The organism is Dyella sp. A6 (assembly GCF_036320485.1).
Classification (GTDB): Bacteria; Pseudomonadota; Gammaproteobacteria; order Xanthomonadales; family Rhodanobacteraceae; genus Rhodanobacter_A; species Rhodanobacter_A aluminiiresistens.
The window spans coordinates 2,787,705-2,813,667 of the sequence record NZ_CP132911.1 but is presented as its reverse complement, the minus strand read 5'-3'; the positions used below and the strand labels follow the sequence as shown (position 1 = coordinate 2,813,667).

General features: G+C 66.8%; 20 protein-coding genes and 1 pseudogene. 11 read left to right on the top strand and 10 right to left on the bottom strand.

What is annotated here, in order from left to right:
* Positions 1-30: 30 nt before the first annotated feature.
* The 4 genes from rimK (at position 31) to RA164_RS12670 (ending at position 3,210) form a co-directional block, all read left to right on the top strand.
* A complete protein-coding gene (gene rimK / locus RA164_RS12685; protein WP_329741214.1) occupies positions 31-909 on the top strand; it encodes a 30S ribosomal protein S6--L-glutamate ligase in 879 nt (292 codons plus the stop codon).
* A gap of 69 nt (positions 910-978) precedes the next feature.
* Positions 979-1,209 carry a hypothetical protein gene (locus RA164_RS12680; RefSeq protein WP_329741213.1) on the top strand — a complete coding sequence of 77 codons (231 nt, stop codon included), beginning with the start codon at positions 979-981 and terminating at the stop codon, positions 1,207-1,209.
* Positions 1,210-1,256: 47 nt separating this feature from the next.
* Positions 1,257-1,943: a response regulator transcription factor gene (locus RA164_RS12675; RefSeq protein WP_329741212.1), complete on the top strand. Its 687-nt coding sequence runs from the start codon at positions 1,257-1,259 to the stop codon at positions 1,941-1,943.
* The gene (locus RA164_RS12670) at positions 1,927-3,210 is read left to right on the top strand and encodes a sensor histidine kinase (RefSeq protein WP_329741211.1); all 1,284 of its coding nucleotides are present in this window, start codon (positions 1,927-1,929) and stop codon (positions 3,208-3,210) included. Before RA164_RS12675 ends, RA164_RS12670 begins: the two co-directional genes overlap by 17 nt.
* Positions 3,211-3,243: 33 nt before the next feature.
* On the opposite strand, the gene RA164_RS12665 is transcribed toward RA164_RS12670, so the two are convergent.
* A complete protein-coding gene (locus RA164_RS12665) occupies positions 3,244-4,626 on the bottom strand; it encodes an L-serine ammonia-lyase (protein WP_329741210.1) in 1,383 nt (460 codons plus the stop codon).
* 128 nt (positions 4,627-4,754) lie between these two features.
* Between RA164_RS12665 and RA164_RS12660 the strand changes: the two genes are divergently transcribed.
* A complete protein-coding gene (locus RA164_RS12660; RefSeq protein WP_329741209.1) occupies positions 4,755-5,891 on the top strand; it encodes an alkaline phosphatase family protein in 1,137 nt (378 codons plus the stop codon).
* Between the two features lie 79 nt (positions 5,892-5,970).
* Here the strand turns inward: RA164_RS12660 and RA164_RS12655 are convergent, their stop codons facing one another.
* Positions 5,971-8,151, bottom strand: coding sequence for a TonB-dependent siderophore receptor (locus RA164_RS12655; RefSeq protein WP_329741208.1), 2,181 nt, complete (start codon positions 8,149-8,151; stop codon positions 5,971-5,973).
* Positions 8,152-8,332: 181 nt separating this feature from the next.
* Here RA164_RS12655 and RA164_RS12650 point away from each other — a divergent pair, with 181 nt between their 5' ends.
* Entirely contained in the window at positions 8,333-8,584 is a 252-nt protein-coding gene (locus RA164_RS12650; RefSeq protein ID WP_329741207.1) for a glutaredoxin family protein, read from the top strand.
* Here the strand turns inward: RA164_RS12650 and RA164_RS12645 are convergent.
* Genes RA164_RS12645 through RA164_RS12625 form a run of 5 tightly spaced genes read right to left on the bottom strand, consistent with a single transcriptional unit; the run spans position 8,553 to position 13,309 of the window.
* Positions 8,553-9,929 (bottom strand): GTP-binding protein, encoded by a 1,377-nt coding sequence (locus RA164_RS12645; RefSeq protein WP_329741206.1) that lies wholly within the window; start codon positions 9,927-9,929, stop codon positions 8,553-8,555. The two genes, RA164_RS12650 and RA164_RS12645, sit on opposite strands and share 32 nt — an antisense overlap.
* Positions 9,930-9,937: 8 nt before the next feature.
* Positions 9,938-10,498: a YceI family protein gene (locus tag RA164_RS12640; RefSeq protein ID WP_329741205.1), complete on the bottom strand. Its 561-nt coding sequence runs from the start codon at positions 10,496-10,498 to the stop codon at positions 9,938-9,940.
* Entirely contained in the window at positions 10,495-11,076 is a 582-nt protein-coding gene (locus RA164_RS12635; protein ID WP_329741204.1) for a cytochrome b, read from the bottom strand. The genes RA164_RS12640 and RA164_RS12635 overlap by 4 nt, the downstream gene beginning before the upstream one ends.
* Positions 11,073-11,756, bottom strand: a complete 684-nt coding sequence (locus RA164_RS12630; protein WP_329741203.1) for a YceI family protein — start codon at positions 11,754-11,756, stop codon at positions 11,073-11,075. Before RA164_RS12630 ends, RA164_RS12635 begins: the two co-directional genes overlap by 4 nt.
* A gap of 56 nt (positions 11,757-11,812) precedes the next feature.
* Positions 11,813-13,309: a GTPase gene (locus RA164_RS12625; RefSeq protein WP_329741202.1), complete on the bottom strand. Its 1,497-nt coding sequence runs from the start codon at positions 13,307-13,309 to the stop codon at positions 11,813-11,815.
* Between the two features lie 123 nt (positions 13,310-13,432).
* Here RA164_RS12625 and RA164_RS12620 point away from each other — a divergent pair, with 123 nt between their 5' ends.
* Together RA164_RS12620 and RA164_RS12615 are read left to right on the top strand one after the other, a co-directional pair.
* Positions 13,433-17,026 carry a hybrid sensor histidine kinase/response regulator gene (locus tag RA164_RS12620; protein ID WP_329741201.1) on the top strand — a complete coding sequence of 1,198 codons (3,594 nt, stop codon included), beginning with the start codon at positions 13,433-13,435 and terminating at the stop codon, positions 17,024-17,026.
* Between the two features lie 87 nt (positions 17,027-17,113).
* Positions 17,114-20,737 (top strand): two-component regulator propeller domain-containing protein, encoded by a 3,624-nt coding sequence (locus RA164_RS12615; protein WP_329741200.1) that lies wholly within the window; start codon positions 17,114-17,116, stop codon positions 20,735-20,737.
* A 36-nt stretch (positions 20,738-20,773) separates the two neighbouring features.
* Here the strand turns inward: RA164_RS12615 and RA164_RS12610 are convergent, their stop codons facing one another.
* Complete coding sequence (locus RA164_RS12610) at positions 20,774-21,193, bottom strand: DNA polymerase III subunit chi (RefSeq protein ID WP_329741199.1); 420 nt, start codon at positions 21,191-21,193, stop codon at positions 20,774-20,776.
* Positions 21,194-21,272: 79 nt separating this feature from the next.
* Complete coding sequence (locus RA164_RS12605) at positions 21,273-22,763, bottom strand: leucyl aminopeptidase (RefSeq protein ID WP_329741198.1); 1,491 nt, start codon at positions 22,761-22,763, stop codon at positions 21,273-21,275.
* A 95-nt stretch (positions 22,764-22,858) separates the two neighbouring features.
* On the opposite strand from RA164_RS12605, the gene lptF reads away from it, so the two are divergent.
* From lptF to RA164_RS12590, 3 genes are read left to right on the top strand one after another with little or no spacing between them, the layout of a single operon-like run.
* Positions 22,859-23,968: an LPS export ABC transporter permease LptF gene (lptF, locus tag RA164_RS12600; RefSeq protein WP_329741197.1), complete on the top strand. Its 1,110-nt coding sequence runs from the start codon at positions 22,859-22,861 to the stop codon at positions 23,966-23,968.
* Positions 23,968-25,065, top strand: a complete 1,098-nt coding sequence (gene lptG / locus RA164_RS12595; protein ID WP_329741196.1) for an LPS export ABC transporter permease LptG — start codon at positions 23,968-23,970, stop codon at positions 25,063-25,065. The genes lptF and lptG overlap by 1 nt, the downstream gene beginning before the upstream one ends.
* A complete protein-coding gene (locus RA164_RS12590) occupies positions 25,058-25,525 on the top strand; it encodes a PIN domain-containing protein (protein WP_329741195.1) in 468 nt (155 codons plus the stop codon). Before lptG ends, RA164_RS12590 begins: the two co-directional genes overlap by 8 nt.
* A 349-nt stretch (positions 25,526-25,874) precedes the next feature.
* Here the strand turns inward: RA164_RS12590 and RA164_RS12585 are convergent.
* Positions 25,875-25,961: pseudogene (locus RA164_RS12585) on the bottom strand.
* Between the last annotated feature and the right edge of the window lie 2 nt (positions 25,962-25,963).

The window sequence follows — 25,963 nt, the reverse complement described above, 5'->3', positions numbered from 1 at the left end:
GGTGCGTGGCGGCATTCATGCGGACCCCTTATGAAGATCGCCATCCTCTCGCGCAATGCACGGCTGTACTCCACTCGCCGGCTGGTGGAGGCGGCGCGTGCCCGCGACCACGTGGTGCGCGTACTCGACCCCCTGCGTTGCTACATGCGCATCGCGCCAGGTGCGGTGCAGATGCGCTACAAGGGCAAGCCGCTGCGTGACATCGATGCGGTGATCCCGCGCATCGGTACCAACACCACGTTCTACGGCACCGCGGTGTTGCGCCAGATGGAGATGATGGGGGCGTACACGCCCAACTCCTCCGATGCGGTGCTGCGGGCACGTGACAAGCTGCGCTGCCTGCAGATGCTGGCCGCACAGGGGCTGGATATGCCGGTGACCGTGTTCGGCGACAACCCGGACGATACCGACGACGTGCTGGCGATGCTGGGCGACCCGCCGCATGTGATCAAGTTGAACGAAGGCAGTCAGGGTACCGGCGTGGTGCTGGCGGAGAAGCGCAGCGCGTCGCAGAGCGTGGTCGAAGCCTTTCGCGGCCTCTATGCCAATTTCCTGGTGCAGGAATTCATCGGCGAAGCCAAGGGCTGCGACCTGCGCTGTTTTGTCGTCGGCAACGAAGTGGTGGCGGCGATGGAGCGTGAGGCCAGCGCCGGCGAGTTCCGCGCCAACCTGCATCGCGGCGGTACCGCCCATGCGGTCGAACTCAGCGAACAGGAAAGGCAGCTCGCGGTGCGTGCGGCCGGCGCGCTGGGACTGGGCATCGCCGGTGTGGACCTGCTGCGCTCCGCGCGCGGCCCGCTGGTGCTGGAAGTGAACGCTTCGCCTGGGCTCGAAGGCATCGAGGCGGCCACGGGCGTGGACGTATCCACGTGCATCATCCAGCATCTGGAACAACACGCGTGCGATTAGGGGCCGTCGTACGGCCGCAATGTGAACACCGTGACGCCTGGCACATGGCGGTTAACCACCGCATAACCGATGGCCCCCTATAAAGGCCACACTGTTGTTTTTGCTTGGCACTTCAACCGCAAGGTCAAGGTGGCAGCGGGCGATGGTATCGGGGCACGTAGCTTCAGCCCGGGCAATATGGCCAGTTGGCCCTATGTCCGGGCTTTTTGTTGCCTGTGCGCCCTCGCCGAGGCGGTTCTGGAAGCGTTTCGACGGCACGATTCAGCTTTGCCGCTTACGTCGGCGGCCTTCCCCCTTTAAGCTTTAGGCTCCGCTGGCCCGTGGCCGGCAGCGTAGCGGAGCGACGCATGCGCGTACTGGTAATTGAAGACAACAGCGATATCGCGACCAACATCGGCGATTATCTGGAGGACCGTGGCCACGTGGTGGATTTCGCGGGCGACGGCGTGACCGGTCTGCACCTGGCCGTGGTGCACGATTTCGACGTGATCGTGCTTGATCTGACCCTGCCCGGCATGGATGGTCTGGACGTGGCGCGCAAGCTACGGCACGAAGCGCACAAGCAGACCCCGATCCTGATGCTGACCGCGCGCGATGCGCTGGAGCAGAAGCTCACCGGTTTCGAATCCGGCGCCGACGACTACATGACCAAGCCGTTCGCGCTGCAGGAACTCGCCGCGCGGCTGGAAGTACTGGCGCGTCGCGGCAAGGGACCGCAGAGCCGCGTGCTCAAGGTGGCCGATCTCACCTACAACCTCGACACGCTCACCGTCACCCGCGACGGCAAGTCGATCCAGCTCAACCCGATCGGCCTGAAGCTGCTGCAGGCACTGATGGAAGCCAGCCCCTCGGTGGTGACCCGGCAGGACCTGGAGCAGAAAGTGTGGGGCGAGGAGCTGCCCGACAGCGACTCCCTGCGGGTACACATCCACGGCCTGCGCGCGGCCATCGACAAGCCGTTCGAGAAGCCGCTGATCCACACCCGACACGGCATCGGTTACCGCATGGTCGATCCGGATGCAGTCCAGGCGTAAGCTGCGGTATCGGCTGGTCGTCTCGTTCGCGCTGTTCGGTTTCGGCCTCAGCGCGCTGTTCGCCGTGGCTTCGCTTTACGTGCGCGCCAAGGTCGAGGACCAGCTGGTGGTGTCGGCGTTACAGAACGACGTCGATCAGGCGGTGGAGAACAAGCATGAGCATCCCGACCAGCCGTTGCAGTCGCAGCTCATCTCCGCCTGGCTCTACAGCGATCGAACCATCTACAAGGCGCCGCTGGCTTGGCAGAACCTGGGTACTGGCGTCTACGACATGCATGACGTGGATGCGCAGGGCCGTCGTCGCCACTACAAGTTGGCAGTCAGCCGCAAGTACGGTCTGATAGCGTTTCTCAGCTACGACATCGATCGCGAAGACCTCAGCAAGCGCCAGCTGATCACTTCGCTGGTAGCTTCGGTGGTGTTGTTCAGTCTGCTCTCGCTGGCGATCGGCCTGTGGCTGTCGCGCAAGGTATTGAAGCCGGTGACCCAGCTGGCGCAGCGGCTGCGCGATTTCCGCAAGGCCGGCAAGGCCGAGCCGCTGGCCGACAACTTTGCCGACGACGAGGTTGGCGAGCTGGCACTGGCGCTTGACGAATATGCCGCGCGGCTTACCGCGATGGTCGAGCGCGATCGCGAGTTCAACTCCGACGTGAGCCACGAACTGCGTACGCCGCTGGCGGTGATCTCCAGCACCACGGAACTGCTGCAGGGGTCGCCCGATCTCACCGACAAGCTGCGCGAACGTCTCAACCGCATCGAACGTGCCTCGCGCCAGGCCACCGAGCTGATTGAGGCGTTGCTGCTGCTGTCGCGCGCCGAGCGGCGCGGGCCGACCCGCGGCGAGACCACCGACGTGGGCAAGGTGGCCGCCGATGTGATCGAGAGTCAGCGTCCGCAGCTGCGCGGCAAGCCGGTCGAGATCGGCCTGGAGATCAGGCAACCGGTGAGCGTCAACGCGCCGGCGTCGGTATTGTCGGTGGCACTGACCAACCTGATCGGCAATGCGATCAAGTACACGCTCGAGGGAACAGTGCAGGTCGAGGTGGACGGCAACCGCATCGAGGTGATCGATACCGGCCCCGGGATCAAGCCCGAGGACGCCGAGCGCCTGTTCCAGCGAGGTGTGCGCGGTGAAGGCGCGGGCGGCAGCGGCGCCGGGCTGGGACTGGCGATCGTGCGCCGGTTGTGCGACCTGTATGGCTGGAACGTGTCGATGCGGCCGCGCGCCGAGACCAACGGCGCGATCGCCAGCATCGTGTTCGGCTGATCCGGAACCCGCCCCACCGGGGCGGGCGGTGCCTCAGCATTCGATGACGTTCACCGCCAAGCCACCGCGGCTGGTTTCCTTGTACTTGTCCTTCATGTCGCGGCCGGTGTCGCGCATGGTGCGGATTACCTTGTCGAGCGAGACGCGATGCTTGCCGTCGCTCTTCAACGCCATGCGGCTGGCATTGATCGCCTTGACCGAGGCCATTGCGTTGCGTTCGATGCAGGGAATCTGCACCAGTCCGCCGATCGGGTCGCAGGTTAGTCCGAGGTTGTGTTCCATGCCGATCTCGGCGGCATTCTCGATCTGGTGGATGTTGCCGCCCAGCGCGGCGGCAAGGCCGCCGGCAGCCATCGAGCAGGCCACGCCGACCTCGCCCTGGCAACCGACCTCGGCGCCGGAGATCGATGCATTTTCCTTGTACAGGATGCCGATGGCGGCGGCGGTGAGCAGATAGTCGATGATGCCGCTTTCGTCCGCCTTGGGGCAGAAGCGCAGGTAGTAGTGGCCGACGGCGGGCAGGATGCCGGCGGCACCATTGGTGGGCGCGGTGACCACGCGTCCGCCGGCGGCGTTTTCCTCGTTCACCGCCAACGCATACAGGTTCACCCAGTCGAGGATGGTGAGCGGGTCGCGCAGCGAGGCTTCGGGCTGGTTGCGCAGTTCATCTGCCATCGCCGGAGCCCGCCGCGCCACGTGCAGGCCTCCGGGCAGGGTGCCGGGTGAACGCAGGCCGCGCGTCACGCAGTCCTGCATCGCCTTCCAGATGGTCATCAGGCCGGCGCGGGTCTCGGCTTCGGGGCGCCACACGCTCTCGTTGGCCAGCATCAGCTGGGCGATGCTGAGGCTGTGCTTCTCGCACTGCGCCAGCAGTTGTTCGCCGGTATTGAACGGGTACGGTTGTTCGGTGGTGTCGGCGACGATGCGGTCTTCGGCCGCTTCGTCGGTATTCACCACGAAACCGCCGCCGACCGAGTAGTAGTCGCGCGTGGCCAGCTCGCCGCCCTCTGCATCGTAGGCGGAGAAACGCATGCCGTTGGTGTGGAACGGCAGCTTCTGGCGCTTGTTGAAGACCAGGTCGCGCTTTTCCTCGAAGTCAATCTCATGCTTGTCGAGCAGGCGGATGCGCCCGCTGCCGCGGATGCGCTCCAGCGTTGCGGGGATCGCGTCGGGGTCGACGGTATCCGGATGCGCACCTTCCAGCCCCAGCAGCACCGCCGTGTCGGTGCCATGGCCGCGGCCGGTCATCGCCAGCGATCCGTACAGCTCGACGCGCACGCGCGCGACACGGTCGAGCACGCCTTTTTCCTCCAGCCAGCGCTCGGCAAAACGCGAGGCCGCCCGCATCGGGCCCACCGTGTGCGAGGAGGACGGTCCGATGCCGATCTTGAAGAGGTCAAATACGCTGACGGCCATGGTGGTATGTCAAACTTGTCGGAGCAAACAGCCATTCTACGCGTCGGCTGTTGGCCATAGCAGTCTGTTCGCGACCGTACGGTTCCTCACGCGGTCCCGTTCCCCGGCAAACCCTGCAGGAGTTCCCCATGAAGTCGCTTGCGTTTTCTTTGTGGCGCTGTGCCGCGGCGCTGTTGCTGCCGGCCCTGGCCATGTCCGCCCCGCTGGCCGCCGCACCGGCCAAGGCCGTAGTGGCGCCGGTGCGCCATGTGTTCCTGATCGTGCTGGAGAACGAGCCCTACAAGGTCACCTTCGGCGCGAAATCGCTGGCGCCCTACCTGGCGCACGTGCTGCCGAAGCAGGGCGCGCTGCTGACCCAGTACTACGCGACCGGCCATTACAGCCTGGACAACTACATCTCGCTGATCAGCGGCCAGGCGCCCAACCCCGCCACCCAGAAAGACTGCGGACGCTACGAGGAATTCAAGCCGACCACCGGCAAGCTCGATGCCAACGGACAGCTGGCCGGGCAAGGCTGCATTTTTCCGACCCAGGTGAAGACGGTGGCCGATCAGCTGCATGCGGCGGGCCTGTCCTGGAAGGGTTACATGGAGAGCATGGGCAGCGACCCGTCGCGCGAGGCGGCGCAGTGTGGGCATGTGGCCATCGGTAGCCATGACGACACCCGCTTCGAGACGGTGAAGGACCGCTACGCCGACAAGCACGACCCGTTCGTCTACTTCCATTCGATCATCGACGACCAGGCCTACTGCGATGCGCATGTGGTGCCGCTGGCCGACATGACGAAGGACCTGCAGACGGTGGCGACCACGCCCAACTTCGCTTTCATCACCCCCGACCTGTGCCATGACGGTCACGATGCGCCCTGCCGCAACGGCGAGCCCGGCGGGCTGGTCTCGGCCGACAAGTTCCTGCGCACCTGGGTGCCGCGGATCACCGCCTCGCCCGCCTTCCGCAAGGACGGCCTGTTGATCATCACCTTCGACGAGGGCACCGACGCGCGGGCCTGCTGTGGCGAAAAGGGTCTGCCGGGTGGTCCGACGCCCGGTCAGTACGGACCCGGCGGCGGTCGTATCGGTGCAGTGATGCTGTCGCCGTTCATCCGGCCGGGCACCGTGTCCAGCCATCCGTACAACCATTACTCCACCCTGCGCAGCATCGAGCACTGGTTCGGCCTGCCTTACCTTGGTTATGCCGGCGCGAAGAGCGTGCCGGTGTTCGGCCGCGATGTGTTCACGCGGCTGCCCGGCGGCAGCTCGAAGTAACCTCTGAGTGCCCGGCCCGTACACGTCATGACGTGCACGGGCCGGGCATCCACGGTAGGCCTGCCGTCGCAGCGCAGGCTCAGAAGCGATAGCTCACGTTCAACATCCAGTGCCGCGGGGCACCGTAGTAGCCCTGGCTCCAGTACAGGCTGTTGATGTATTTGCGATTGGTCACGTTGTCGAGATTCAGGGTGGCGTTCCACCCCGGTGCGAAGTCGTAGCCGGCCATCAGGCCGAGCAAGGCGTAACTGCCCTGGCGGGTGACGATCTCATGCCCCTGGGTATCCACGCTGTCCTGGTCGCGCCAGATCGCGCCCTGCCAGCGCAGGGTGGCGCCCAGCTTCAGGCCGGGCAGGGCCGGCACGCGGTAGCTGGTGGTCAGGTGCGCGCTGCGGCGCGGCACATACGTGCGTACGTTGTGGCCCTGCGGATCGGTCAGGCCGAGCTGGGTGAAGCCACCGCTCAGCTGCCAGTTCGGGCCGAGGCGGCCGCCGATATCGAACGCGTAACCCTTCGACGTGGCATCGATGCCGCGGTAGTAGTCCTGGCCGGTAGCCAAGTTGTAGCCGGCATAGTCGGCAAGGTGGTCCTGTTTCGTGCGGAATACGGCGAAGGATGCGTTGAGGTTGCCGCCGAACCATGCCCCTTTGATACCCGCTTCCAGGTTGGAGCCGGTCACCGGATCGAGGATGCGGTTGTTCTTGTCCAACTGGGTCTGCGGATTGAACAGCTTCGCGTAGCTGGCGTACAGCGAGTAATGCGACGAAAGGTCGTATACCGCGCCCGCAAATGGCGTGCTGCCCGTGCGGTCATAGGCGTTCGGCACACCGTAGCTTTCGCCGGCGGCACGCACATGGACCAGGGCGCTTCCGGTGATCAGCTTGAGCGAATCGGTCAGGTTCCAGCGGGCGGTGAGGTAGGCGCTCTGCCGGTCCGTGCGGAAGTGTGCGTTGCTGAAGTAATCATCCAGCGAGGTCAGCGGGAAGCTGCCGTTCCACTGCGCCAGCGAAGGCAGCGCCACGCCGATGGTGTCATTGCCGTAGCCGGACAACTGGCTGTCGTCGTCGCGTGCCCAGTCGGCGCCGATCACCAGCTCATGCTGGCGTCCACCGAGCATGAACGGGCCACTGGCGTAGATGTCGGCCACATACTGCTTTTCCGGTCCGGTGAAGTGCGAAGGATAGGAATACAGGCCCAGACCGGTAGCCGCGTCTGGCGTGCCGTACACGTAGAACAGCTTGCTGTCGTTGGTGAGACGGCGATAGTCCAGCTCGGCCTTGAGCGTCCAGCCGCGCCCGAGCGCCTGGTCCAGCTGGACGAAGCTTCGCGTATCGCTGGTGGTCCAGTAGGCCCAGTTGGTGGCGGTGCTGGTGGACCGACTGTAGTGCGTGGGCGTGCCGTCGGTGTTGTAGAGCGGCAGCGCGCCCCACATGACGCCGCGCGGCTGGTTTTTCTGCGCAGTGATGCCGGCACTCAGGGTCGTGCCGTCGGCGAGATCCGCCTCGAGCGTGCCGTAGAACAGTTTCTTGCGCGGATGGTAACGGTCGAGATAACTGTCACCCCGCTGATCCACCAGAACGACCCGGCCGCGCAGATCGCGCGCGTTGTCGAGCGGACCGGACAGGTCGAGCACGCCGCGACGCGTGTTCCAGCTGCCCACGCCGAACGTGGCGCTTCCCTGGAAATTTGCGGTGGGCTTCTTGCGCACGAAGTTCACCGTGGCCGACGGGTTGCCGGTGAACGAAAGCAGCCCGTTGGCGCCCTGCAGTACGTCAATGCGTTCGTAGGCGGCGGTATCGACATCGCCCCATTGCGCGCCGTTGGCGAAGGGCATGCCCACGCCGTCGACCAGGAAGTTGGTGATGTCGAAACCTCGGGCGCTGTAATAGGTGCGGTCGGTTTCCACCCGTTCCACCTGCACGCCGCTGGTGTCGTCCAGCACGGCGTTGATGCTGTCCAGGCCGAAGTCGTCCATCTGCGCGCGGGTCACGATGCTGACCGACTGCGGCGTCTCGCGCAGTGTCAGCGGCAGGCGGGTGGAGCTGTCGCTGGCATGCGTGGTGTAGCTGTCGGCGTCCTGCGCGACGCCGGTGACGCTGATGCTTTTCAGCGTCACCGGGTGATGCTGGTCGTGCGTCATCGCGGTTTCGGTCGCGGCATGGCCAATTGTCGGGGCCAGTGCGGCGAGGCAGAAGGCCGTGTTCAGGCTGAGCAGGGTGGATCGTCGCGCAGGCAGGCGCGACAGGGCGGCAATGTGCATCGTGGAACATCCTCGCGGAGGGCGGTGAAGCTCGTGGCGAGGCGGGGCGCGGACAGTCGCGGCGCGGTGGCTGGAGCGGGTGTCCAGATATGATAATGGTTCTCATTAACGTCAATCAAGCCGAGGATTCGACAACACATCGATTCCCGTGGTTGCCACCGCTGGGGTATCGTCGTGCGCCATGCCGGTTCCCTTCGTGCTCTACCAACGCGACGACTGCCACCTGTGCGACATGGCGCTGGCCGTGCTGGCGGAAGCTCGCATGCCGGCATTCGAAAGCGTGTGGCTGGAAGACAGCGAGGCGCTGGAGCGTCGTTACGGTACGCGCGTGCCGGTGTTGCGCGACCAGCGCGATGGACGAGAGCTGGACTGGCCGTTCGATGCAGCCGGAGTGGCCGACTTCATCCGTCGCGGCGCGACTTCAGCAGTTTGAGGATTTCCTCGCGCGCCTCGCGCAGGATCGAGTCGCGATCGAGGCTGGCGACGATGTCGGCGACGGCCCGCTTGGCGCCCTGTTCGCCCCATGATTTTCCGGCGATCAGGTAACGCTCCGCCGCCCGGCCGATCAGTACCGTGGCGTACCAGCCCAGCGCGCCCTGCGCTGCGGCGGTCAGTACGGTGGAAAGACCCCCACTGACGCCTTTCAGCGCCGAGGACACCAGTTGCACGCCCCAGATCGCACCCATCAGTGCGGCAAGCTGGGCTGAGATCGCCGCGACCAGCCGGCCGGATTCGGCGCGTGTCAGCGGCAGCCCGTAGACCCGCGACAGCTGCACCACCATCGCCGCGTCCAGCCCGGCGGCGGCGAGCAGGTCGGCAACCGGAATCGGGTTCAGCGCCACCGCCACACCCTTGGCCAGGCAGTAGTTGCGGATCACCCGGCTGGCCACCGCACGCCGCGTCTCGGCGATGCGCGCGCTGACCTGGTCGGTAAGCCGGCCCGCATGGAGCCCCGCGTTGACGGCGGACAGCGTCTTGCCTTCGCTGGCGGCGATCGCCAGCAGGCGTTCGCGCAGTGCGGCGATATCCGGGGCCACGGGTTGTTCGCGCATGACGCTGCGGCCGCGGGTGTCGTCCTCGATCACGCGCAGCGGTGCGGGGTGTGCCGCCACCGCCAGCACGTCGGCCTCGCGCACCATGCCGCGGGTGCGTTCGCGCAATTGCTCGAGCAGGCGGTCGCGTTCGCCAGTGCCGTAGCGGTCGGCCTTGTTCAGCGCCAGCAGCAGCGGTCGGCGGGTGGCCGCGAGTGCTTTCAGCGCGTCGAGTTCGTCGCGGGTCAGGTCGCCGTCGCAGACGAAGACCACCAGGTCGCTGATCTCGGCGACCTCGAAGGCGAGCCGCTCGCGTGTCTCGCCATCCAGTTCGTTGATCCCGGGCGTGTCGATCAGCACCAGGCCGTCATGCTCGGCTTCGTCCAGCGGTGCCTGCGCCGCCTCGGTGGTGGTGCCGTGCAGAACGCCGACGGCGAAGGCTTCGCGCCCGAGCAGGGCGTTGCCCAGCGCCGACTTGCCCGCCGAGACGCGTCCGAACACCGCCACGTGCAGTTCGCCGCGTTCGAGCCGGGCCAGCATGCTTTCCACGCGCGCGAAATCGGCAGCCAGCTCGTGGCGCACGGTGGGCGGAATGGTGGGATCGTCGAGCAGGTTGCGCAGGCTTTCTGCCATGCGTGCGTCGACGGCGGTCGCCGCGGTTCCCGTCCCGGCGCCTGTGTGCGCGCCCGGCGTGGCGGCCGGTGTCGGCCGGCCGCGCAGACGCTGCCACAGCGCGTGGAGGTCCATGGCCAGGCTTACTTCGCCTGCAGCACCAGGTGTGCGGTGACCTTGACGTCGGCGCCGATCACCGAGGTGTCGGCGTACTGGCCGCCGCCCACGCCGAAGTCGAGCCGTTTCAGCGTGCCGTTGACGTCCAGCGTGGCGCCCTTGCCCTGCGGCTTGAAGTTCACCGTCAGGCTGACCGGCTTGGTGACGCCGCGCAGGGTGAGCATGCCGTCGGCGATCACCTTGCCGCCGACCTGCTGGAAGCGGGTGGTGACGAAGTGCGCCTGCGGATACTTGGCGGTGTCGAAGAAGTCCGGGCCGGGCAGGGCACCGTCGCGATCGCTGTCACCGGTGTTGGCGCTGGCCAGGTCGACGGTGACGTCGAACTTCGAGCTTGCCAGGTGCGCGGGGTCATAGCTGATGGTCGCGTTCCACTTGCCGAAGTGACCATCGAAGCTGGCGCCCTGGAAGGTGCCGCTGAAGCCGAGGGTGCTGCCCGGTTGCTGCACCGTGTAGCTGCCGGCGAAGCTGGCGAAGGGCAGCGCGAAGGCGGCAAGCGCAAGCCAGGTACGCAGACGGGGGCGTGTCATGAGCGGTCTCCTTCATTCGAAGAGCGGGGAAGCGGGCGAACGAATGGCAGCATGCGCCGCAGCACGTTGTCGCGGTCGAACACGTGATGCTTGATGGCGGCGCCGGCGTGTCCCACCAGCACCACGACCAGCAGCCAGAACAGGTACTCGTGCACCGCGTGCGCCAGATGTCCCATGCTCTCGTTCTTGGCCGCCAGTGCGGGCAGGTTGAACAGCTTGAACCATTGCAGCGGGAAACCGCGCAGCGAGTTGAACCACCAGCCGCTGAGCGGGATCGCCACGATCAGCACGTACAGCAGCACATGGGTGGCGTGTGCGGCCCAGCGCTGCCAGCGCGGCATCGGTTCGTCGCGGGGCGCGCGGTTGCCGGCGCGCCAGGCCAGGCGCAGCAGCACCAGCGCCAGCACGGTCAGGCCGATCGACTTGTGCAGTGCGAACACGTTGATCTTGGCCATCGACGGCGACATGCCGGTCATCAGCAGGCCCCAGATGCCATTGCCGAGAATGCCCAGCGCAATGATCCAGTGGAGGAACTTGGCGACGGCGCCCCATTGGTTCTGGTCGTTGCGCAGTTTCATGGTGAAGCTTCCGAAGTGGTGTTGAGATGATCGTCGCGGATCGCCTCGATCTCCAGCCAGATCGCCACGCCATGACCGATCGCATGGGTAAAGGCATTGATGCCGAAGTCGGTGCGGTCCAGTGATGCGGTGGCTGAGAAGCCGGCGACCTCGTGCAGGCCGAAGATGGTGCGGGCGATCCGGTTGACCCGGAACGGGATGCTGATCGGTCGGCTGACCCCGTGCATGGTGAGGGTGCCGTGCAGTACGCCGTGGGTGGCGTCCTTGCGGATCACCGAGGTGCTGACGAAATGCGCGTAGCGGTAGCGCGAGCAGTCGAGCAGTGCATGCCCGCAGACCGCCTTGTTCCACTTGGCGTCGCCCATGTCCACGCCGCCGAGATCGATGTCGAGCACGGTGGCCGAGCGGCTCCAGTCGTCATCGTCGAAGCGCAGCCAGCCGTGCACGATGTGCAGCCGGCCGAACGGCCGCGAGTAGCCGTCATGGTCGATGCTGAAAAGGATCTGGCTGTGCACCAGGTCGTAGCGGTACGTGTGCATGGACGCCCACGCGGCGGCCGGCAGCAGCCATGCGGCCAGGGCGAGCGACAGCCAGCGGATGAAGGGTGGGGCAGGCATGTCGTGAAGTCTGGCCGAACCACGCCGGTGATGCCAGTTGCCGCGATGGAACGGATCGTTCACCAGATCGTGGTTCCGTGGCGAGTGATGCCGGTTGCGCAACGGATGCGCCACGCGGATCAGTCGTGGCGCAGCCGCAGGCCCGGGTCCTGTTTGTCCTGGTCACGTTCACGCCAGGCTTCCATGGTCAGCGTGGCCAGTCCGCGCATGCGCTCGCCCCTGGCATCCGTCAGCAGCTGCTTGAGCCGGTTGCCGGCGTCCTGCTGGTCCAGCGTCTTGCGCTCGGCCAGCGAGCCGGCCAGGGCGCGGCCCATCGAGTCGAAGATCAGCGCGTAGGCGAAGGCGTGCAGCACGCCGCCGCCAAGCGTGCCCAGGCCCGGGAACGCCTTCAGCGCATTGCCCGCCACGGCCAGTACCAGCGAGCTGCCGGTGCGCAGGGTCAACCGCGCCTGTTGCACGAAGTCCTCGACCTGGACATCGCTGACGCGCACCTCGTACAGCGCGGCCAGTTCGCGGGTGAGTGCGGCCGCGAGTGCGCCCTGGATCACCAGGTCGCTGCCTGGCGCGATCGCGGCCAGCGCACCGACCACGGCGCGACGCGCATACTTGCGCACGATGCGTTCCGCCTCGGCTGCGCGGGTCCGTGCTTCCAGTTCGCCGGTGCGTTCATGCAGACCGGCCAGCACGGCGTGTTCGCGCAGTGGTTCCAGGCCGCTTGCCCCCGGCGCCACCAGCCGGCCCAGCGCCTGCAGCAGCGGCGCGATGTCCTGCGTGCGCTGACGTTCCACCTGCTCCACGCCACCATCGGCCAGCCGGCGCTGGAAACGTTCGCTGCCGCCCGCACTGATCGCCGTCACGGTGGCATCCAGGTCGCGGGTCTGGCGACGCAGACGGTTTAGCAACTGGCTGCGTTCGCTGTCGTTCCACTGGTCGGCCTTGTTCAGTGCCAGCAGCAGCGGCTTGCCGAAGTCCGCCAGCCAGCGCAGTTCGTCCATCTGGCTGCGGGTGAGGTCGCCGGCGCACAGGTAGATCACCGCGTGCGCGCGCAGAGCTTCGGTTCGCGCCATCGCTTCGTGTGCTTCGCCGCCGGCTTCGCGGCTGCCGGGCACGTCGGCCAGCACCAGCGGGCGGCCATCCGGCAACAGGCTGTCGTAGTGGCTCACGCTGCGGGTGGTACCGCCGCGCACGTCGCTGCCGGCCAGCGCATCGGGCGCCAGCGCCCGGATCAGGCTGCTCTTGCCGGTGGATATCTCGCCGAACAGGGCGACGTAGACCCGCTGTTCCGTGCGGCGCCGGTCGAGTTCGGCCAGTTCGGTGGCGAGCGGCGAGGTATCGGCACCGCGCTCGCGCAACTGTCCGATGCGCTGTTCCAGGCTGTTGCGGTCGGGTGCCGGTACGGGTCGACGCCGGCGACGTGGCCGCAGCAGCCACCACAGCACGGCGAGCCCGGCCAGGGAGAACACCAGCAGCACGCTCCCCAGTGTCCACTGCAGCCATGAGGGCAGGGCCAGGAAGCGCTGGGCCAGCGCCAGTGCGCGTTCAGCGGCGGCGAACAGCAGCCATAGCAGGGCAGCGATGGCGAGCGCGGCAAGCAGCAGGCGCGGGCGTCGGGTCATGCGCGGAGTGTAGCGGCAGCCGGTGGTCACTCGCCCGTGGGACAGGGTTTTGGCATCATGACCCGCTTATGGCGGCTTTGATTAAGGGAATGGCCGTCGTCGATGGGGGAGGCAAGGGGACCCATGGCTGGGATGCTGGTGTTTGGTTTGGCCATGTTGCTTGGCACGTCGAAGGTCGACGCCACGGCAGCGGCTTCCCTGCCCGCGGTCCAGCCTGCCACGGTATCCGATGCGCCGCTGCCGACGCCGCAGTTCCGCCGCTACGGCACGGCCGACGGATTGCCGAGCACCAATGTGTACGCCGTGGTGCAGGCGCCCGACGGGGCGATCTGGTTCGGTACCAAGGGCGGCATCGCACGTTTCGACGGCGTGCGTTTCCGGGTGTTCAGGCATATCAAGGGCGTGCCCGGCTCGCTCTACAACAACGGCATCGACGCGTTGCTGATCGACCGTCGCGGACAGTTGTGGGCGGCTGGCCTGAATGCAGGCATCAACCGCTACGACGCCGCCACCGGTAGGTTCCGCCATTGGGGGCATGTCCCCGCTGACCCGCGCAGCCTGTCCAGCGATCGCGTGTGGGCGATGGCGCAGACCGGCGACGGCAGTCTGTGGGTGGGTACCAGTGCGGGACTCGACCGCATGCTGCCTGGGCGCTCGGACTTCGAGCATGTGCGCGGACCGCAACCGGGCGATGGCCCGGGTGGTTTCGGTACGGTGACCGCGCTGCATGTCGATGGCCGGGGACGTCTGTGGATCGGTTGCGACCAGGGTGTGTTCTGGCGCGGTCGGGATGGTCGCCTGCATCCGGTGCTGGATGCCGTGACGAAACAGCCGATCGCGGCCCGGCGCATCGATGGCACCGGCGACGAGGTGCGCATCGCCACGGCCGATGGCCTGATGGTCGTCGGTGCCGACGGTCTTGCCCATCGCTTCGGTTCCCCGTCGATTCCACCGACCAACGTGATGACCAGCATCCGCGATGCGGCGGGCCGGCTGTGGGTGGGTACCCAGAAAGGTCTGTTCGTGCAGATGAAGCCCGGCGCACCGGTCACGCCGGTGAGCAATCACCCGGTGCTGTACGGCAATCTGCCCGGGACCTGGGTATGGCAGATCATGACCGATCGCGAGGGCGGTCTCTGGATCGCGCTGCTTGATGGCGGGGTGGCCTACCTGGCGCCGGGCTGGAACAGTTTCAGCCGCTTTACCCATATTCCGGACGACCCGGCCAGTCTGCGCGACGCGATGGCCACCACCATGGCGCACGATCGCGACGGCCGTCATCTGTGGGTCGGCGAACGGCGCGGACGCGTGGACCGGCTCGACCCGGTCACCGGCAAGGTCGATCACGTCATCAGTGGTCTTGGCGGTGATGTGGTGGGCATGACCGAGGATGCGCGGCATCGTCTGTGGGTGGCGGTACGGCATGCGCTGTTCGTCTGTGCCGGTCGGCCGTTCCATTGCCGGCAGGTCGACCTGGCCGCTGTCGGCGCACGGCGGCCGCTGGAAGTCGAACCCGGCCCGGGCGGCAGCATGTATGCGCGCACCTTCGGCCATGGCGTGTTCCGGATCGACCCGGACACGCTGGCCGCGACACCCGTGCCGATGGACGAGCCGAACGACAAGGTGCTCTGGGGTACCCAGATGACCTACAAGAACGGCGTGTTCTGGTACGCCAGCGACGGCGGCATGATGCGCTCCGATGCAGCGCGGGGCCGGCTGAGGATGGTGGCCGGAGTTGCCGCGGGAACCCCGGTCGATGCGTTCACGTTCGGTCCGCACGGAATATGGATGGCGAACGAGGATGGACTGACCCATTACCACTTCAAGGGTCGCGCGCTGGTGCTCGACCGCAGCGTGGATGCCAGGCATGGCTGGCCGTCGGTCAGCGTGGTCGACCTGCGCGTGGACGTTCATGGGCGGGTCTGGATCTTCGGTCACGATGGCCTGTGGTGCTTCGACCCGGCGACGGGCAAGTTCCGCACGATCGGGTTGGAAGACGGGCTGACCGACAGCGATTTCACGCGTGGGTATGCCCTGATGCCGAGTGGTTACCTGTATGCGCCGACGCTGGGCGGCGTGGTCGGGTTCGACCCCGATCACGTCCGCGACGATCCGGGTCGGCCGCATCTGCTGATCACCCGGCTTACGGTGACCCATGGCAAGGATGCCCGCGCGGTACTGGCCCACCACGGCGTGTTGCGTCTGGGCTGGCGCGACCATCATCTGAGCGTGCAGGCGCGGGCATTTTCGTACCTGAACCCGCGAGCGACGCGTTACTGCTTCATGCTGAAAGGCTTCGACAATGCCTGGGTGGATACCGGCAGCCGTGGCATACGCGAATTCATCGGCCTGAAAGCCGGCGACTACACGCTGGATGCGCATGCGTTCGCCAATGGCCACTGGACCACGCTGGCCACACCGCTGCGCATTCACGTGCAGGCACCTCCGTGGCTGCGCTGGTGGGCGTGGCTGGTCTACGCTGCGCTGGCCGCGGTGCTGGCGTGGGTGGTGTTGCTGGCGTGGCGGCGACGCATGACGCATCGGCATCAGATCCTGATGGTGGAGCAGCAGCGCAGTCTGGCCGAGCAGGCCAGTGCGGCGAAGAGCCAGTTCCTGGCGACGCTCAGTCACGAGATCCGCACCCCGATGACGGGGGTGCTGGGAATGGCCGAGCTGTTGCTCGCGACCTCGCTCAATCCGGTCCAGCACAGTTACGCCGAGACCATGCAGCGGTCGGGCGAGCTGCTGCTGAAGCTGCTCAACGATGCGCTGGACCTGGCGCGCATCGAATCCGGCAAGCTGGTGCTGGAACCGGCACCCTTCGATCCATTCGCACTGGTCCAGGACATTGGCCGGCTGCAGACCGGACACGCACGTGCGAAGGGACTGGAGTTCGACGTGGAGATCGAAAACGACCTTCCACAGCGCGCCATGGGGGATGCGTTCCGCATCCGCCAGATCCTCCTCAACCTGGCCAACAATGCACTGAAATTCACCGAGCACGGGAGCGTGGTACTGGCAGTGGGCTGCTACGGCGACGAGCTGGTATTCCGGGTCAGCGATACCGGCCCGGGTATCCCGATGAACGTGCAGGCGCACCTGTTCGAACCTTTCGAACAGGGTGCGAGCACCAGTCCGCAGCGACGTGCCGGCACCGGGCTGGGGCTGTCCATCTGCCGCGAACTGGCTTTGTTGATGGGCGGACGCATCGCGCTGGATTCGCGCCTCGGAGAGGGCAGCACGTTCCGGCTGCACCTGCCGTTGCAAGTGGTCGCCGGAGCAGCAGTGGCGGCTCCGCGGATTGCCCGCGTGGCAAGTGGCGAGGCGCGCCGCATTCTGCTGGTCGAGGACGACGCCATCGTGGCATCGGTGATCCTCGGCCTGCTCGAACGCATGGGTCACGCGGCACGGCATGTGGCCAACGGGCTGGAGGCGATCGCCGAGCTGTCGCAGTCGACCTACGACCTGGTGCTGATGGATCTGGATCTGCCCGGACTGGACGGTTTCCAGATCGTTCGCCTGATCCGCCAGCATGAGGTGCCCGGCGAGCATCTTGTGATCATCGCGGTGACGGCGCGGACCGGTGGCAACGACGAGGCACGCTGCAAGGCTGCAGGCATGGATGGCTTCCTGCGCAAACCACTGACCGGCGATCAGCTGGCCGCGGCCCTGGCGGCCTGGCCTGCCGCTATGGCAGCAGCCGACAGCGACGCCTGACAGACCTGGATAAATCCTATTGACGGGATGTCATTCGCTGCCGACAGGAGCTTTTGGCATCATGGGGACGTGTCGTGGGGGGAATGCATGCAGCCGAAGTCCGTGTGGTGTGCCGTTCTGGCCGTGGCCCTGTCCTTGGGGTTCGCGCAGGCCACGGTACCCGTGGCATCGCCGCCCCCGGCTGCGGCGGCAGTGTCGCAAGCAACCCATCTGCTGCCGACGCCGCAGTTCCGTCACTACGGCGAAGCGGCGGGTATCCCTCCGGGCGCGGTCTATTCCGTGGCGCAGGACCGCAATGGCGTCATGTGGTTCGGTGCGGCCGAGGGTCTGATCCGCTTCGACGGCGTGGCCTTCAAGGTCTACCAGCATGTGGCGGGCGACCCCGATTCGTTGCCGGCCAACCAGACCTACTCCCTGTATGTCGATCATCAGAACCGGATCTGGGGCGGCGGCGATTCCAGCGGTCTGTTCTCCTACGACCAGCGCACCCACCGCTTCCGTTCATGGGTGCATGATTCTGCCGATCCGCACAGCCTCGCCAGCAACGAAGTCTGGAGCATCGCCCAGACCCGCGACGGCACCGTGTGGGTTGCCACCCAGCATGGTCTGGATCGTCTCCGTCCCGACGAGCGCGGGTTCGACCGCGTGGTGTTGTCGGGCGGCAGGGCGATGGCGGCCGACGACCCCAACCGGCTGGCGGTGCGTGCGCTGCTGGCCGATGCGCACGGACGGCTTTGGATCGGAGCGGCCAGCGGGTTGTTCGTGCGGGAGGCAAACGGCCATATCCACCCCGTTCCGGTCGCTCCCGGCTTCCACGGCAACCTGGGCAAGGTCTGGCGTATCCAGGGATACGACGGCGAGATCCGCGTGGCGACCAACGACGGGTTGTTGCTGATCGGGCACGACGGCATCGCCCGAGCGTTCAACGATGGCCGATTGTCGGCGCTGGATGCATCCGTCACGTCCAGTGTGCGCGACGCCGGTGGACGCCTGTGGATCGGCAGCGCCAAGGGCATTCTGCTGGATGACGGTACCGGGCCACTGCAGACGATCGCCAGTCATCCGCTGCTGCCGGGCGGGCTGCCCAGTGCACGCGTCTGGCAGATCATGCGCGACAACGAAGGCGGGCTGTGGTTCGCGCTGGATCAGGGTGGCATCGCCTACCTGCCGCCACATTGGAACGGCTTCACCCGCTTTACCCATATTCCCGACGATCCGGACAGCCTGACCGGCATTTCGGCGCTGACCGTTCACGCGACATCCGAGGGCAAGCTGTTGGTGGCCGGCTTTACCGGCTGGATCGACGAGCTGGACGTGGCCACCGGCAAAGTCCGTCATCTCGAACACGCTCTGCACGGCGATATCACCTCGATCACCCGGGATGCGCAGGGACGGTTGTGGCTCACCGAGGGCGGAGCGGTTTTCGTGCTCGAACATGGCAAGCCGCACAAGCTCGATATCGCCAGCGCGCACATGACGCGGCCGGTGTTCATCCGTGCCGCGGGTGACGGCAAGGTCTATGTGGCGTCGTGGGGCGAAGGCATCTTCGCGATCGATCCGCACACGCTGTCGATCACACAGGTGCCGTTGCCGAAGGGTATCGCCAACGTGGCGCTTGCCAACCAGCTGACCACGCATGACGGCCAGCTCTGGCTGGGTGGCGGAGGCGGCCTGCTGCGGCTGGACGAGGCTGCCGGACGCATGGTGATGGTGGCGGGCGTGCCGCATGCCGAAATCGTCGCCTTCACGTTCGACAAGGGTGGCTTCTGGGCCGTCAGCGGGACGACCCTGGCGCACTATCGTTATGCGCGTGGCGTGGCAATACGCGATCAGTCGATCGATGTCAGCAGGTACGCTTTCCTGCCGAACCTGCAGGCGATCCGGGAGGACCGGCAGGGCAACCTCTGGCTGTTCGCGAACCCGGGTCTGTGGCGCATGGACGCGCATACCCATGAGTTCGCCAGCTTCGGCGTGGCGCAGGGCCTGCCGAATACCGACTTCACCAACGGCTCCACCGCGATGCTGCCCGACGGCACCATGTTCGCGGCCAACAGCGGCGGCGTGGTGGCATTCCGTCCGGATCGCCTGCAACTGCACCTGCCACATCAGGCGCCGAAGCTCACGCTGGGCAGCGTGAGCGTCAACGACCAGGGTCGGGTCCGGCAGCTCAGCATCACCCCGGGCCAGCCGCTGAAGATCAGCTGGCGCGATCGTGACCTGCGGGTGCAGGTAAGGCTTGCGTCCTACGTCGAGCCGCCGGCCAACGACTACCGTTTCCGGCTGACCGGATTCGATGCGAACTGGGTCGATGTGGGCAATCGCGGCGAACGCGCGTTCAGCGGCCTGCGCGCAGGCGATTACGCACTCAGGATCAAGGCGCGTGGGGCCAACGGGGTGTGGTCGCATCTGGCCACGCCGCTGCGCATCCACGTACAGTCGCCGCCATGGCTGCGCTGGTGGGCCTGGCTGGTCTACCTCGGACTGCTGGCGCTGCTCGTGGCCGGCGTGCTGCTGGCCTGGCGACGGCGCATGGCGCATCGCCACCAGATCCAGCTGGCCGAGCAGCGGCGCACGCTAGCCGAGCACGCCAGTGCGGCGAAGAGTCAGTTCCTGGCTACGCTCAGTCATGAAATACGCACGCCGATGACGGGTGTCATGGGCATGGCCGAGCTGCTGCTCGCCACGCCGCAGACACCGCAGCAGCGCGAATACACCGAGGCCATGCAACGCTCGGGTGGGCTGCTGCTGAAGCTAGTCAACGACGCTTTGGACCTGGCGCGCATCGAGGCCGGCAAGCTGGAGCTGGAGCCGGTGCCGTTCGATCCGCGGGCGCTGGCGGACGACGTGGTCCGGCTCGAATCGGCACAGGCTCAGGCCAAGGGGCTGACCTTGAACATGCAACTGGACGACTGCCTGCCTGCACGGCTGGTCGGCGATGCGGTGCGCATCAAGCAGGTGCTCTTCAACCTGATCAACAACGCCTTGAAGTTCACCCGGCAGGGGGCCGTGACGCTGGCTGTGCGCTGGCAGGACGACGCGCTGATGTGCATCGTCAGCGACACCGGGCCGGGCATTCCGGCGGAAAGCCAGGTCCGGCTGTTCGAGCGCTTCGAGCAGAACGACGGGCCGCAGCGGCGCTCCGGCAGCGGACTCGGGCTGGCGATCTGCCGTGAACTGGTGGCGCTGATGCAGGGGACGATCACGCTGCATTCCCGGCTCGGGCAAGGCAGCACGTTCACGGTGAGACTGCCGTTGTCGGTGGCGCGTCCTGCAGCCATGGAGGACGGGCGCCGGACTGCGCTCGTGACGCCGTTCGAGCCCGGGCTGGACGTGCTGCTGGTCGAGGACGATGCCATCGTCGCCGCGGTCATCCGGGGCATGCTCGAACAGCAGGGACACCGGGTGCGCTATGCCGCCAACGGCCTGCAGGCACTGACCGAGCTCGATGTGGGCCCTTGCGACGTGGTCTTGCTGGATCTGGACCTGCCGCGCATCGATGGCCTGCAACTGGCTCGACTGATCCGTCAGGGTCGGCATGCACGCACCTGGATCGTGGCGATCACCGCGCGTTCGGGTGGCGACGAGGAGGCGCGCAGCCGCGCGGTGGGCATGGACGGCTTCCTGCGCAAGCCGCTGACGGGTGCGCAACTGGCCGAAGCGCTGGTGGCGGTGCCGCGCGCGCCCGTACAGGAGGTGGCCGATACTGTATGAGCGATCGCTTCGCCGGCATCCCGGCAGAGCGGTTCTCTACATGTCGTGCTTGTTCACCTGGAAGCCGCGGCGCAGGTATTCACGCCAGCGGTCGCGTGAGCCTTCGCGTGCCGACGGGTCGGCTGCCACCACTTCAAGCACGCGTTCGCCGACATCGGCCGGGCAGTCGTCGCGCAGGTTGATCGTCAGTGGCCGTGCCGGTGTGTCGATGCCGGGTGGAACCACCAGTACTGCGGTCTCGGCATCGTCATCGTCGCCGGCCAGCTGGTGCGGGATGAAGGCGTCGGCGTCGAAGGACCACAGCAGGTCGTCGATTGCCTCGGCCTGGCCGAAATCGCGGCACAGGATCAGCGTGGGCTGCTGTGCCGCACAGGCCTTCTTCGCCAGTTCGCACACCAGCAGCAAAGGCTGCTCGCGAAAGCGGGGCTTGTCGATCAGGTAGAAGTCGGCGCGCATGATTCAGTCGTCGAGTCGATGAGCAGCGGGGGAGGGTAGCGAAACGCCGGGCTTCAACCCGCTCCCCGCCGCTCCGCGATTACTTTTCGGTCCGGTCGATCAGCCACTGTGCCAGCAGCGCCACCGGGCGGCCGGTGGCCATGCCCTTGCGGCCTTCGTCCCAGGCGGTGCCGGCGATATCCAGATGAGCCCAGCGCTGGCCGTCGGTGAAGCGCGACAGGAAGCAGCCGGCGGTGATCGCACCCGCGCTCTTGCCGCCGATGTTGGCGAAGTCGGCGAAGGTCGAATCCAGCTGCACCTGGTAGTCGTCCCATAGCGGCAGGCGCCAGGCACGGTCGAGCGCAGCCTCGCCGGCGGCGAGCAGTTCGGCGGCCAGGTCGTCGTGCTTGCTCATCAGGCCGCTGGCGTGCTTGCCCAGCGCGATGACGCAGGCGCCGGTCAGGGTGGCGGCGTCGATGATCGCCCTGGGCTGGAAGGTCTGTGCGGTCCAGGTAAGCGCATCGCACAGGATCAGGCGGCCTTCCGCGTCGGTGTTGAGCACTTCGATGGTCTGGCCGGACAGGCTGGTCAGCACGTCGCCGGGACGGTAGCTGTCGCCGTCGGGCATGTTCTCGACCGAGGGCACCACGCAGACCAGATTCAGCGGGAGTCCCATCTTCACCGCCGACACGAAGCCGCCCAGCACGCCGGCCGCGCCGCCCATGTCGAACTTCATCTCGTCCATGCCCGGGCCGGGCTTGAGGCTGATGCCGCCGGCATCGAAGGTCACGCCCTTGCCGACGAAGGCATAGGGCTTCTCGTCCTCGGCACCGCCGCGGTATTCGAGGGCGATCAGCCTGGGCTTGTTGGCCGAGCCGCGACCCACCGCGAGCAGCGAGCCGAAGCCGAGCTTTTCCATCTCCACTTCGTCGAGCACGAGGCAGCCGACCTTGTCGTGGGCGTCGGCGAAGGCCTTGGCCTGTTCGGCGATGTAGACCGGGTTGCAGATGTTCGGCGGCAGGTTGGCCAGTTCGCGGGCGAAGCGCACGCCCTCGGCGATCGCCACGGCCTGGTCGAGACCGGTCTGAGCCTCGGCACCGGCGGCGAAGGCCAGCGACGCGAACTGCGGCTGCTTGCCCGGATTGCGCGGTTTGACCGTCGCGGTGTAGCGGTACGCGGCGTAGTCGCTGGCCAGCGCCGCGGTGCGCACGCGCCAGGATGCATCGCGACCGGGGACGTCGATGTCGGCAAGCCAGGACACGGCGCTTTCCAGCGGCAGCCCGCCCAGCGCACGCGCGGCCTCGATGTTCACTTTCTGGAAGCGGGCGGCGTCAAAGGTCTTCTGGGAGCCCAGACCGACCACCAGCACGCGCTGCGCGGTGACCCCGGCTGGAGCGAACAGCACAGTGGTGCTGCCGGCCTTGCCGTTGATGTCGCCGCTTTCCACCTGTCGCTTGATCGCACCGTCTGCCGCGCTGTCGATGCGTGCGGCAGCGCTGGTCAGCAGGCCGTTCTCGTAGACGCCGACCACCACGCAGGGGGTCTCGACGGTTTCGGGGTGCGCGGATGCGAGGCTGAACTGAAGCGTCATGGGAAGTGTCCTGCAGAGCGCCGGCGGGTTGGAACCGGCTAGACTTGGGGTTTGCCGGCCGCGTGGCGGCGACGTGAAGCCCTTTATTCTATCGCATGCTGAGCATCCTCGACCGCTATTTCCTGCGTGAGTTGGGCCAGACCGTGGCCGCTACCGCCATTGTGCTGCTGGCGATCATGTCCGGCACCACCTTCGCACAGGTCCTCAAACAGGTGGCCAACGGCAGCTTTCCGGCCAGCGTGATGTTCCAGGTGCTGGGCCTGAACATGCTGGACAGCCTGTCCACCCTGCTGCTGTTTGCGGGCTTCATCGGCATCCTGCTGGCACTGGGCCGGATGTACCGCGAAAGCGAAATGCACGTGCTGTCGTCCTCGGGCATGGGGCCGCGTGGGCTGCTGCGTCCGATCGGCATCCTGGCGTTCGTGCTGGCGCTGCTGGTGGGCGTGGTGTCGCTGTGGCTGGGGCCCTGGGCGGCGGCAAAGTCCAACCAGGTGGTGAACGCGGCGAACCGTTCGGTGATCGCCGCCGGCCTCGATGCAGGCCGCTTCACCGACCTGCCGGGCAAGGGCGGCATCATCCTGGTGGATACGCTCAGCCGCGACGGCAGCCAGCTCGGCCGCACCTTCATCGCCACCGACCGCACCACCAAGCAGGGTGTGCACCAGATCCGCCTGATCACCGGTGCCAGGGGGCATCTATACCAGGGCAGCAGCGGCACCGATCGCTACCTGGAACTGCAGGACGGCTGGCAGTACGAGATCCCGCTCGGCGCCGACAATTGGCGGCGCATGCAATACGCCACCAATGACACCGCGCTGTCGAACGTGCAGTCGGACGATGAGGACAACAGCGATCCCGAGCATGCCATGGATACGCTGAGGCTGATGCGCACCAACACCGCCGATGCCCGCGCCGAATTCGCCTGGCGCACGATCGCGCCGGCGATGGCGCTGGTGCTGGTGATGCTGGCGGTACCGCTGGCCCGACAGAGTCCGCGCGAACCGCGCTTTGGCCGTCTGTTGCTGGCAGTGCTGGGTTTCTACGTCTACTACCTGCTGCTGGCGTTGTGCCGCGGCCAGATCGTCAAGGGTCACTGGCACCATGCGGGGTCGCTGTGGCTGGTCAGTGCGCTGGCCTTCCTGCTGGGTGCCTGGCTGTTCCGGCGGCAGTACGCGGTACGCAAGCCGCGCCGGGGCGCTGCTTGATGGATCTGCGCATCAAGCGCGTTGACCGGCTGGTGGCGATCAGCGTGCTCGGCTCCATGCTGGTGGTGTGGCTGGCGCTGACCTGTTTCGATGCCGTGTTCGAGTTCCTGCGCCAGCTGGCCCATGTGGGCAAGAACGGCTACACGCTTGGCGACGCCACGGTGTACATCCTGGTGACGATCCCGCGTCGCATGTACGAAATGTTTCCCAATGCCGCGCTGATCGGTGGCCTGCTCGGTCTGGGCGGGCTGGCCTCCAGCGGCGAACTGACTGCGCTGCGAGCGGCGAGCCTGTCGCGCATGCGCATCGGCCTGTCGGCCGCCGGCGTGGTGGCGGTGCTGGTGGTGGCCGTGGTGCTGATGGGCGAGACGGTGGGGCCGTGGGGCGACCAGCAGGCGCAGGCAATGCAGGTGCGCATGAAGTCGGGCAACCTCGGGCTGACCAACGACAGCGGCCTGTGGGCGCGCGACGGCGACCGCATCATCAATGCGAAGGCCAGCCTGCTGCGCCATCGGAAAGACCACAACGAGGTGCAGCTGGCCAATGTGCGGGTGTTCACCCTGTCGCCGGACGGGCAGCTGAGCCGTTTCGACTGGGCCCATACGGCCGAACACGAAGATAATCAGTGGGTGCTCAACAACGTGCGTTCGACCACGCTGGACAGCACGGGCGTACACAGTTCGCAGGCCGCGCGCGTGGTGTGGGACTCGCACCTCAATCCGCGCATCCTCGAGCAGTCGCTGATCCTGCCGCAGTACCTGCCGATGCGCGACCTGCATCGCAACATGCGTTACCTGGAAAGCAACGGCGAGAACCCCGGTCCCTACGCCATCGCGTTCTGGGCGCGCGTGTTCTACCCCTTCAACACGCTGGTGCTGGTGCTGTGCGCGATGCCGTTCGCGTTCGGCACGCTGCGCTCCGGTGGTCTGGGCAAGCGCATCTTCATCGGCATGCTGCTGGCGATCGGCTGGTACTTCCTGCAAAAGGCGATGGTCAGTTTCGGCACCGTGTATGGCGTACCGCCGATGCTCGCCAACCTGCTGCCGGCGGTGCTGCTGGCCATGGCGGCCTGGCTGTATTTCCGCAAGCGTGTCTGATTCTGCGCCCATCGCGATGGCCTGCGACGTGACGCGGGTGGTGCTGGACACCAATGTCTGCCTGGACCTGTTCGTGTTCGACGACCCGCGCTGCACCGCATTGCGGGCGGCTCTGCATGCGCAGCGGTTCGAGGCCGTGACGCGTGGCGACTGCCGTGCGGAATGGCTGGCCGTGCTGGCTTATCCGCGACTGGCGCTGGACGCCGAGCGACAGGTGCGTGCCCGCGAGGCATTCGATGCCGTGGTCCGTTGTCTGCCGGACGAACAGGCGACGGCGTTGCCGGTACGCCTGCCGCGCTGCGCCGATGCGGACGACCAGAAGTTCCTCGAACTGGCAGCTGCCGCCGGTGCGCGCATGTTGTTCAGTCGCGATGCCGAGCTGCTGCGGCTGGCGCGCCGCACCGAGCGCGAGGGGCTGTTCGCGATCCTGCCGCCCTGGGGCCTGCCCGCGACGGTCTAGTGCACCATCGTGGGGCTTGCCGCGACGGCGCGCATCGCCGAAGCTGGCGTTTTGCCGAGACAGCGAGGTGGGCCGTGGAGTGGGTAGATCTGCGCAGCGACACGGTGACCCGTCCCACGCCGGCGATGCGTGCGGCGATGGTGGCGGCCGAAATGGGGGACGATGTCTACGGCGAGGATCCTACCGTCAATGCCCTGCAGCAGCGGCTGGCTGCCGACCTCGGTTTCGAGGCGGGACTGTTCGTTCCCAGCGGCACGCAATCCAACCTGCTGGCGCTGATGTCGCACTGCGAACGCGGCGACGAGTACCTGGTCGGTGCAGACGCGCATACCTACAAGTTCGAGGGCGGTGGTGCCGCGGTGCTGGGGTCGATCCAGCCGCAGCCGATTCCGCACGACGTCGACGGCACGCTGCCGCTGGACCGGATCGCCGCGGCGA

Coding starts and splice junctions, on each gene's coding strand:
- rimK (WP_329741214.1), top strand. CDS start 31: ATGAAGATCGCCATCCTCTCGCGCAATGCACGGCTGTACTCCACTCGC.
- RA164_RS12680 (WP_329741213.1), top strand. CDS start 979: ATGGCCCCCTATAAAGGCCACACTGTTGTTTTTGCTTGGCACTTCAAC.
- RA164_RS12675 (WP_329741212.1), top strand. CDS start 1,257: ATGCGCGTACTGGTAATTGAAGACAACAGCGATATCGCGACCAACATC.
- RA164_RS12670 (WP_329741211.1), top strand. CDS start 1,927: ATGCAGTCCAGGCGTAAGCTGCGGTATCGGCTGGTCGTCTCGTTCGCG.
- RA164_RS12665 (WP_329741210.1), bottom strand. CDS start 4,626: ATGGCCGTCAGCGTATTTGACCTCTTCAAGATCGGCATCGGACCGTCC.
- RA164_RS12660 (WP_329741209.1), top strand. CDS start 4,755: ATGAAGTCGCTTGCGTTTTCTTTGTGGCGCTGTGCCGCGGCGCTGTTG.
- RA164_RS12655 (WP_329741208.1), bottom strand. CDS start 8,151: ATGCACATTGCCGCCCTGTCGCGCCTGCCTGCGCGACGATCCACCCTG.
- RA164_RS12650 (WP_329741207.1), top strand. CDS start 8,333: ATGCCGGTTCCCTTCGTGCTCTACCAACGCGACGACTGCCACCTGTGC.
- RA164_RS12645 (WP_329741206.1), bottom strand. CDS start 9,929: ATGGACCTCCACGCGCTGTGGCAGCGTCTGCGCGGCCGGCCGACACCG.
- RA164_RS12640 (WP_329741205.1), bottom strand. CDS start 10,498: ATGACACGCCCCCGTCTGCGTACCTGGCTTGCGCTTGCCGCCTTCGCG.
- RA164_RS12635 (WP_329741204.1), bottom strand. CDS start 11,076: ATGAAACTGCGCAACGACCAGAACCAATGGGGCGCCGTCGCCAAGTTC.
- RA164_RS12625 (WP_329741202.1), bottom strand. CDS start 13,309: ATGACCCGACGCCCGCGCCTGCTGCTTGCCGCGCTCGCCATCGCTGCC.
- RA164_RS12620 (WP_329741201.1), top strand. CDS start 13,433: ATGGCTGGGATGCTGGTGTTTGGTTTGGCCATGTTGCTTGGCACGTCG.
- RA164_RS12615 (WP_329741200.1), top strand. CDS start 17,114: ATGCAGCCGAAGTCCGTGTGGTGTGCCGTTCTGGCCGTGGCCCTGTCC.
- RA164_RS12610 (WP_329741199.1), bottom strand. CDS start 21,193: ATGCGCGCCGACTTCTACCTGATCGACAAGCCCCGCTTTCGCGAGCAG.
- RA164_RS12605 (WP_329741198.1), bottom strand. CDS start 22,763: ATGACGCTTCAGTTCAGCCTCGCATCCGCGCACCCCGAAACCGTCGAG.
- lptF (WP_329741197.1), top strand. CDS start 22,859: ATGCTGAGCATCCTCGACCGCTATTTCCTGCGTGAGTTGGGCCAGACC.
- lptG (WP_329741196.1), top strand. CDS start 23,968: ATGGATCTGCGCATCAAGCGCGTTGACCGGCTGGTGGCGATCAGCGTG.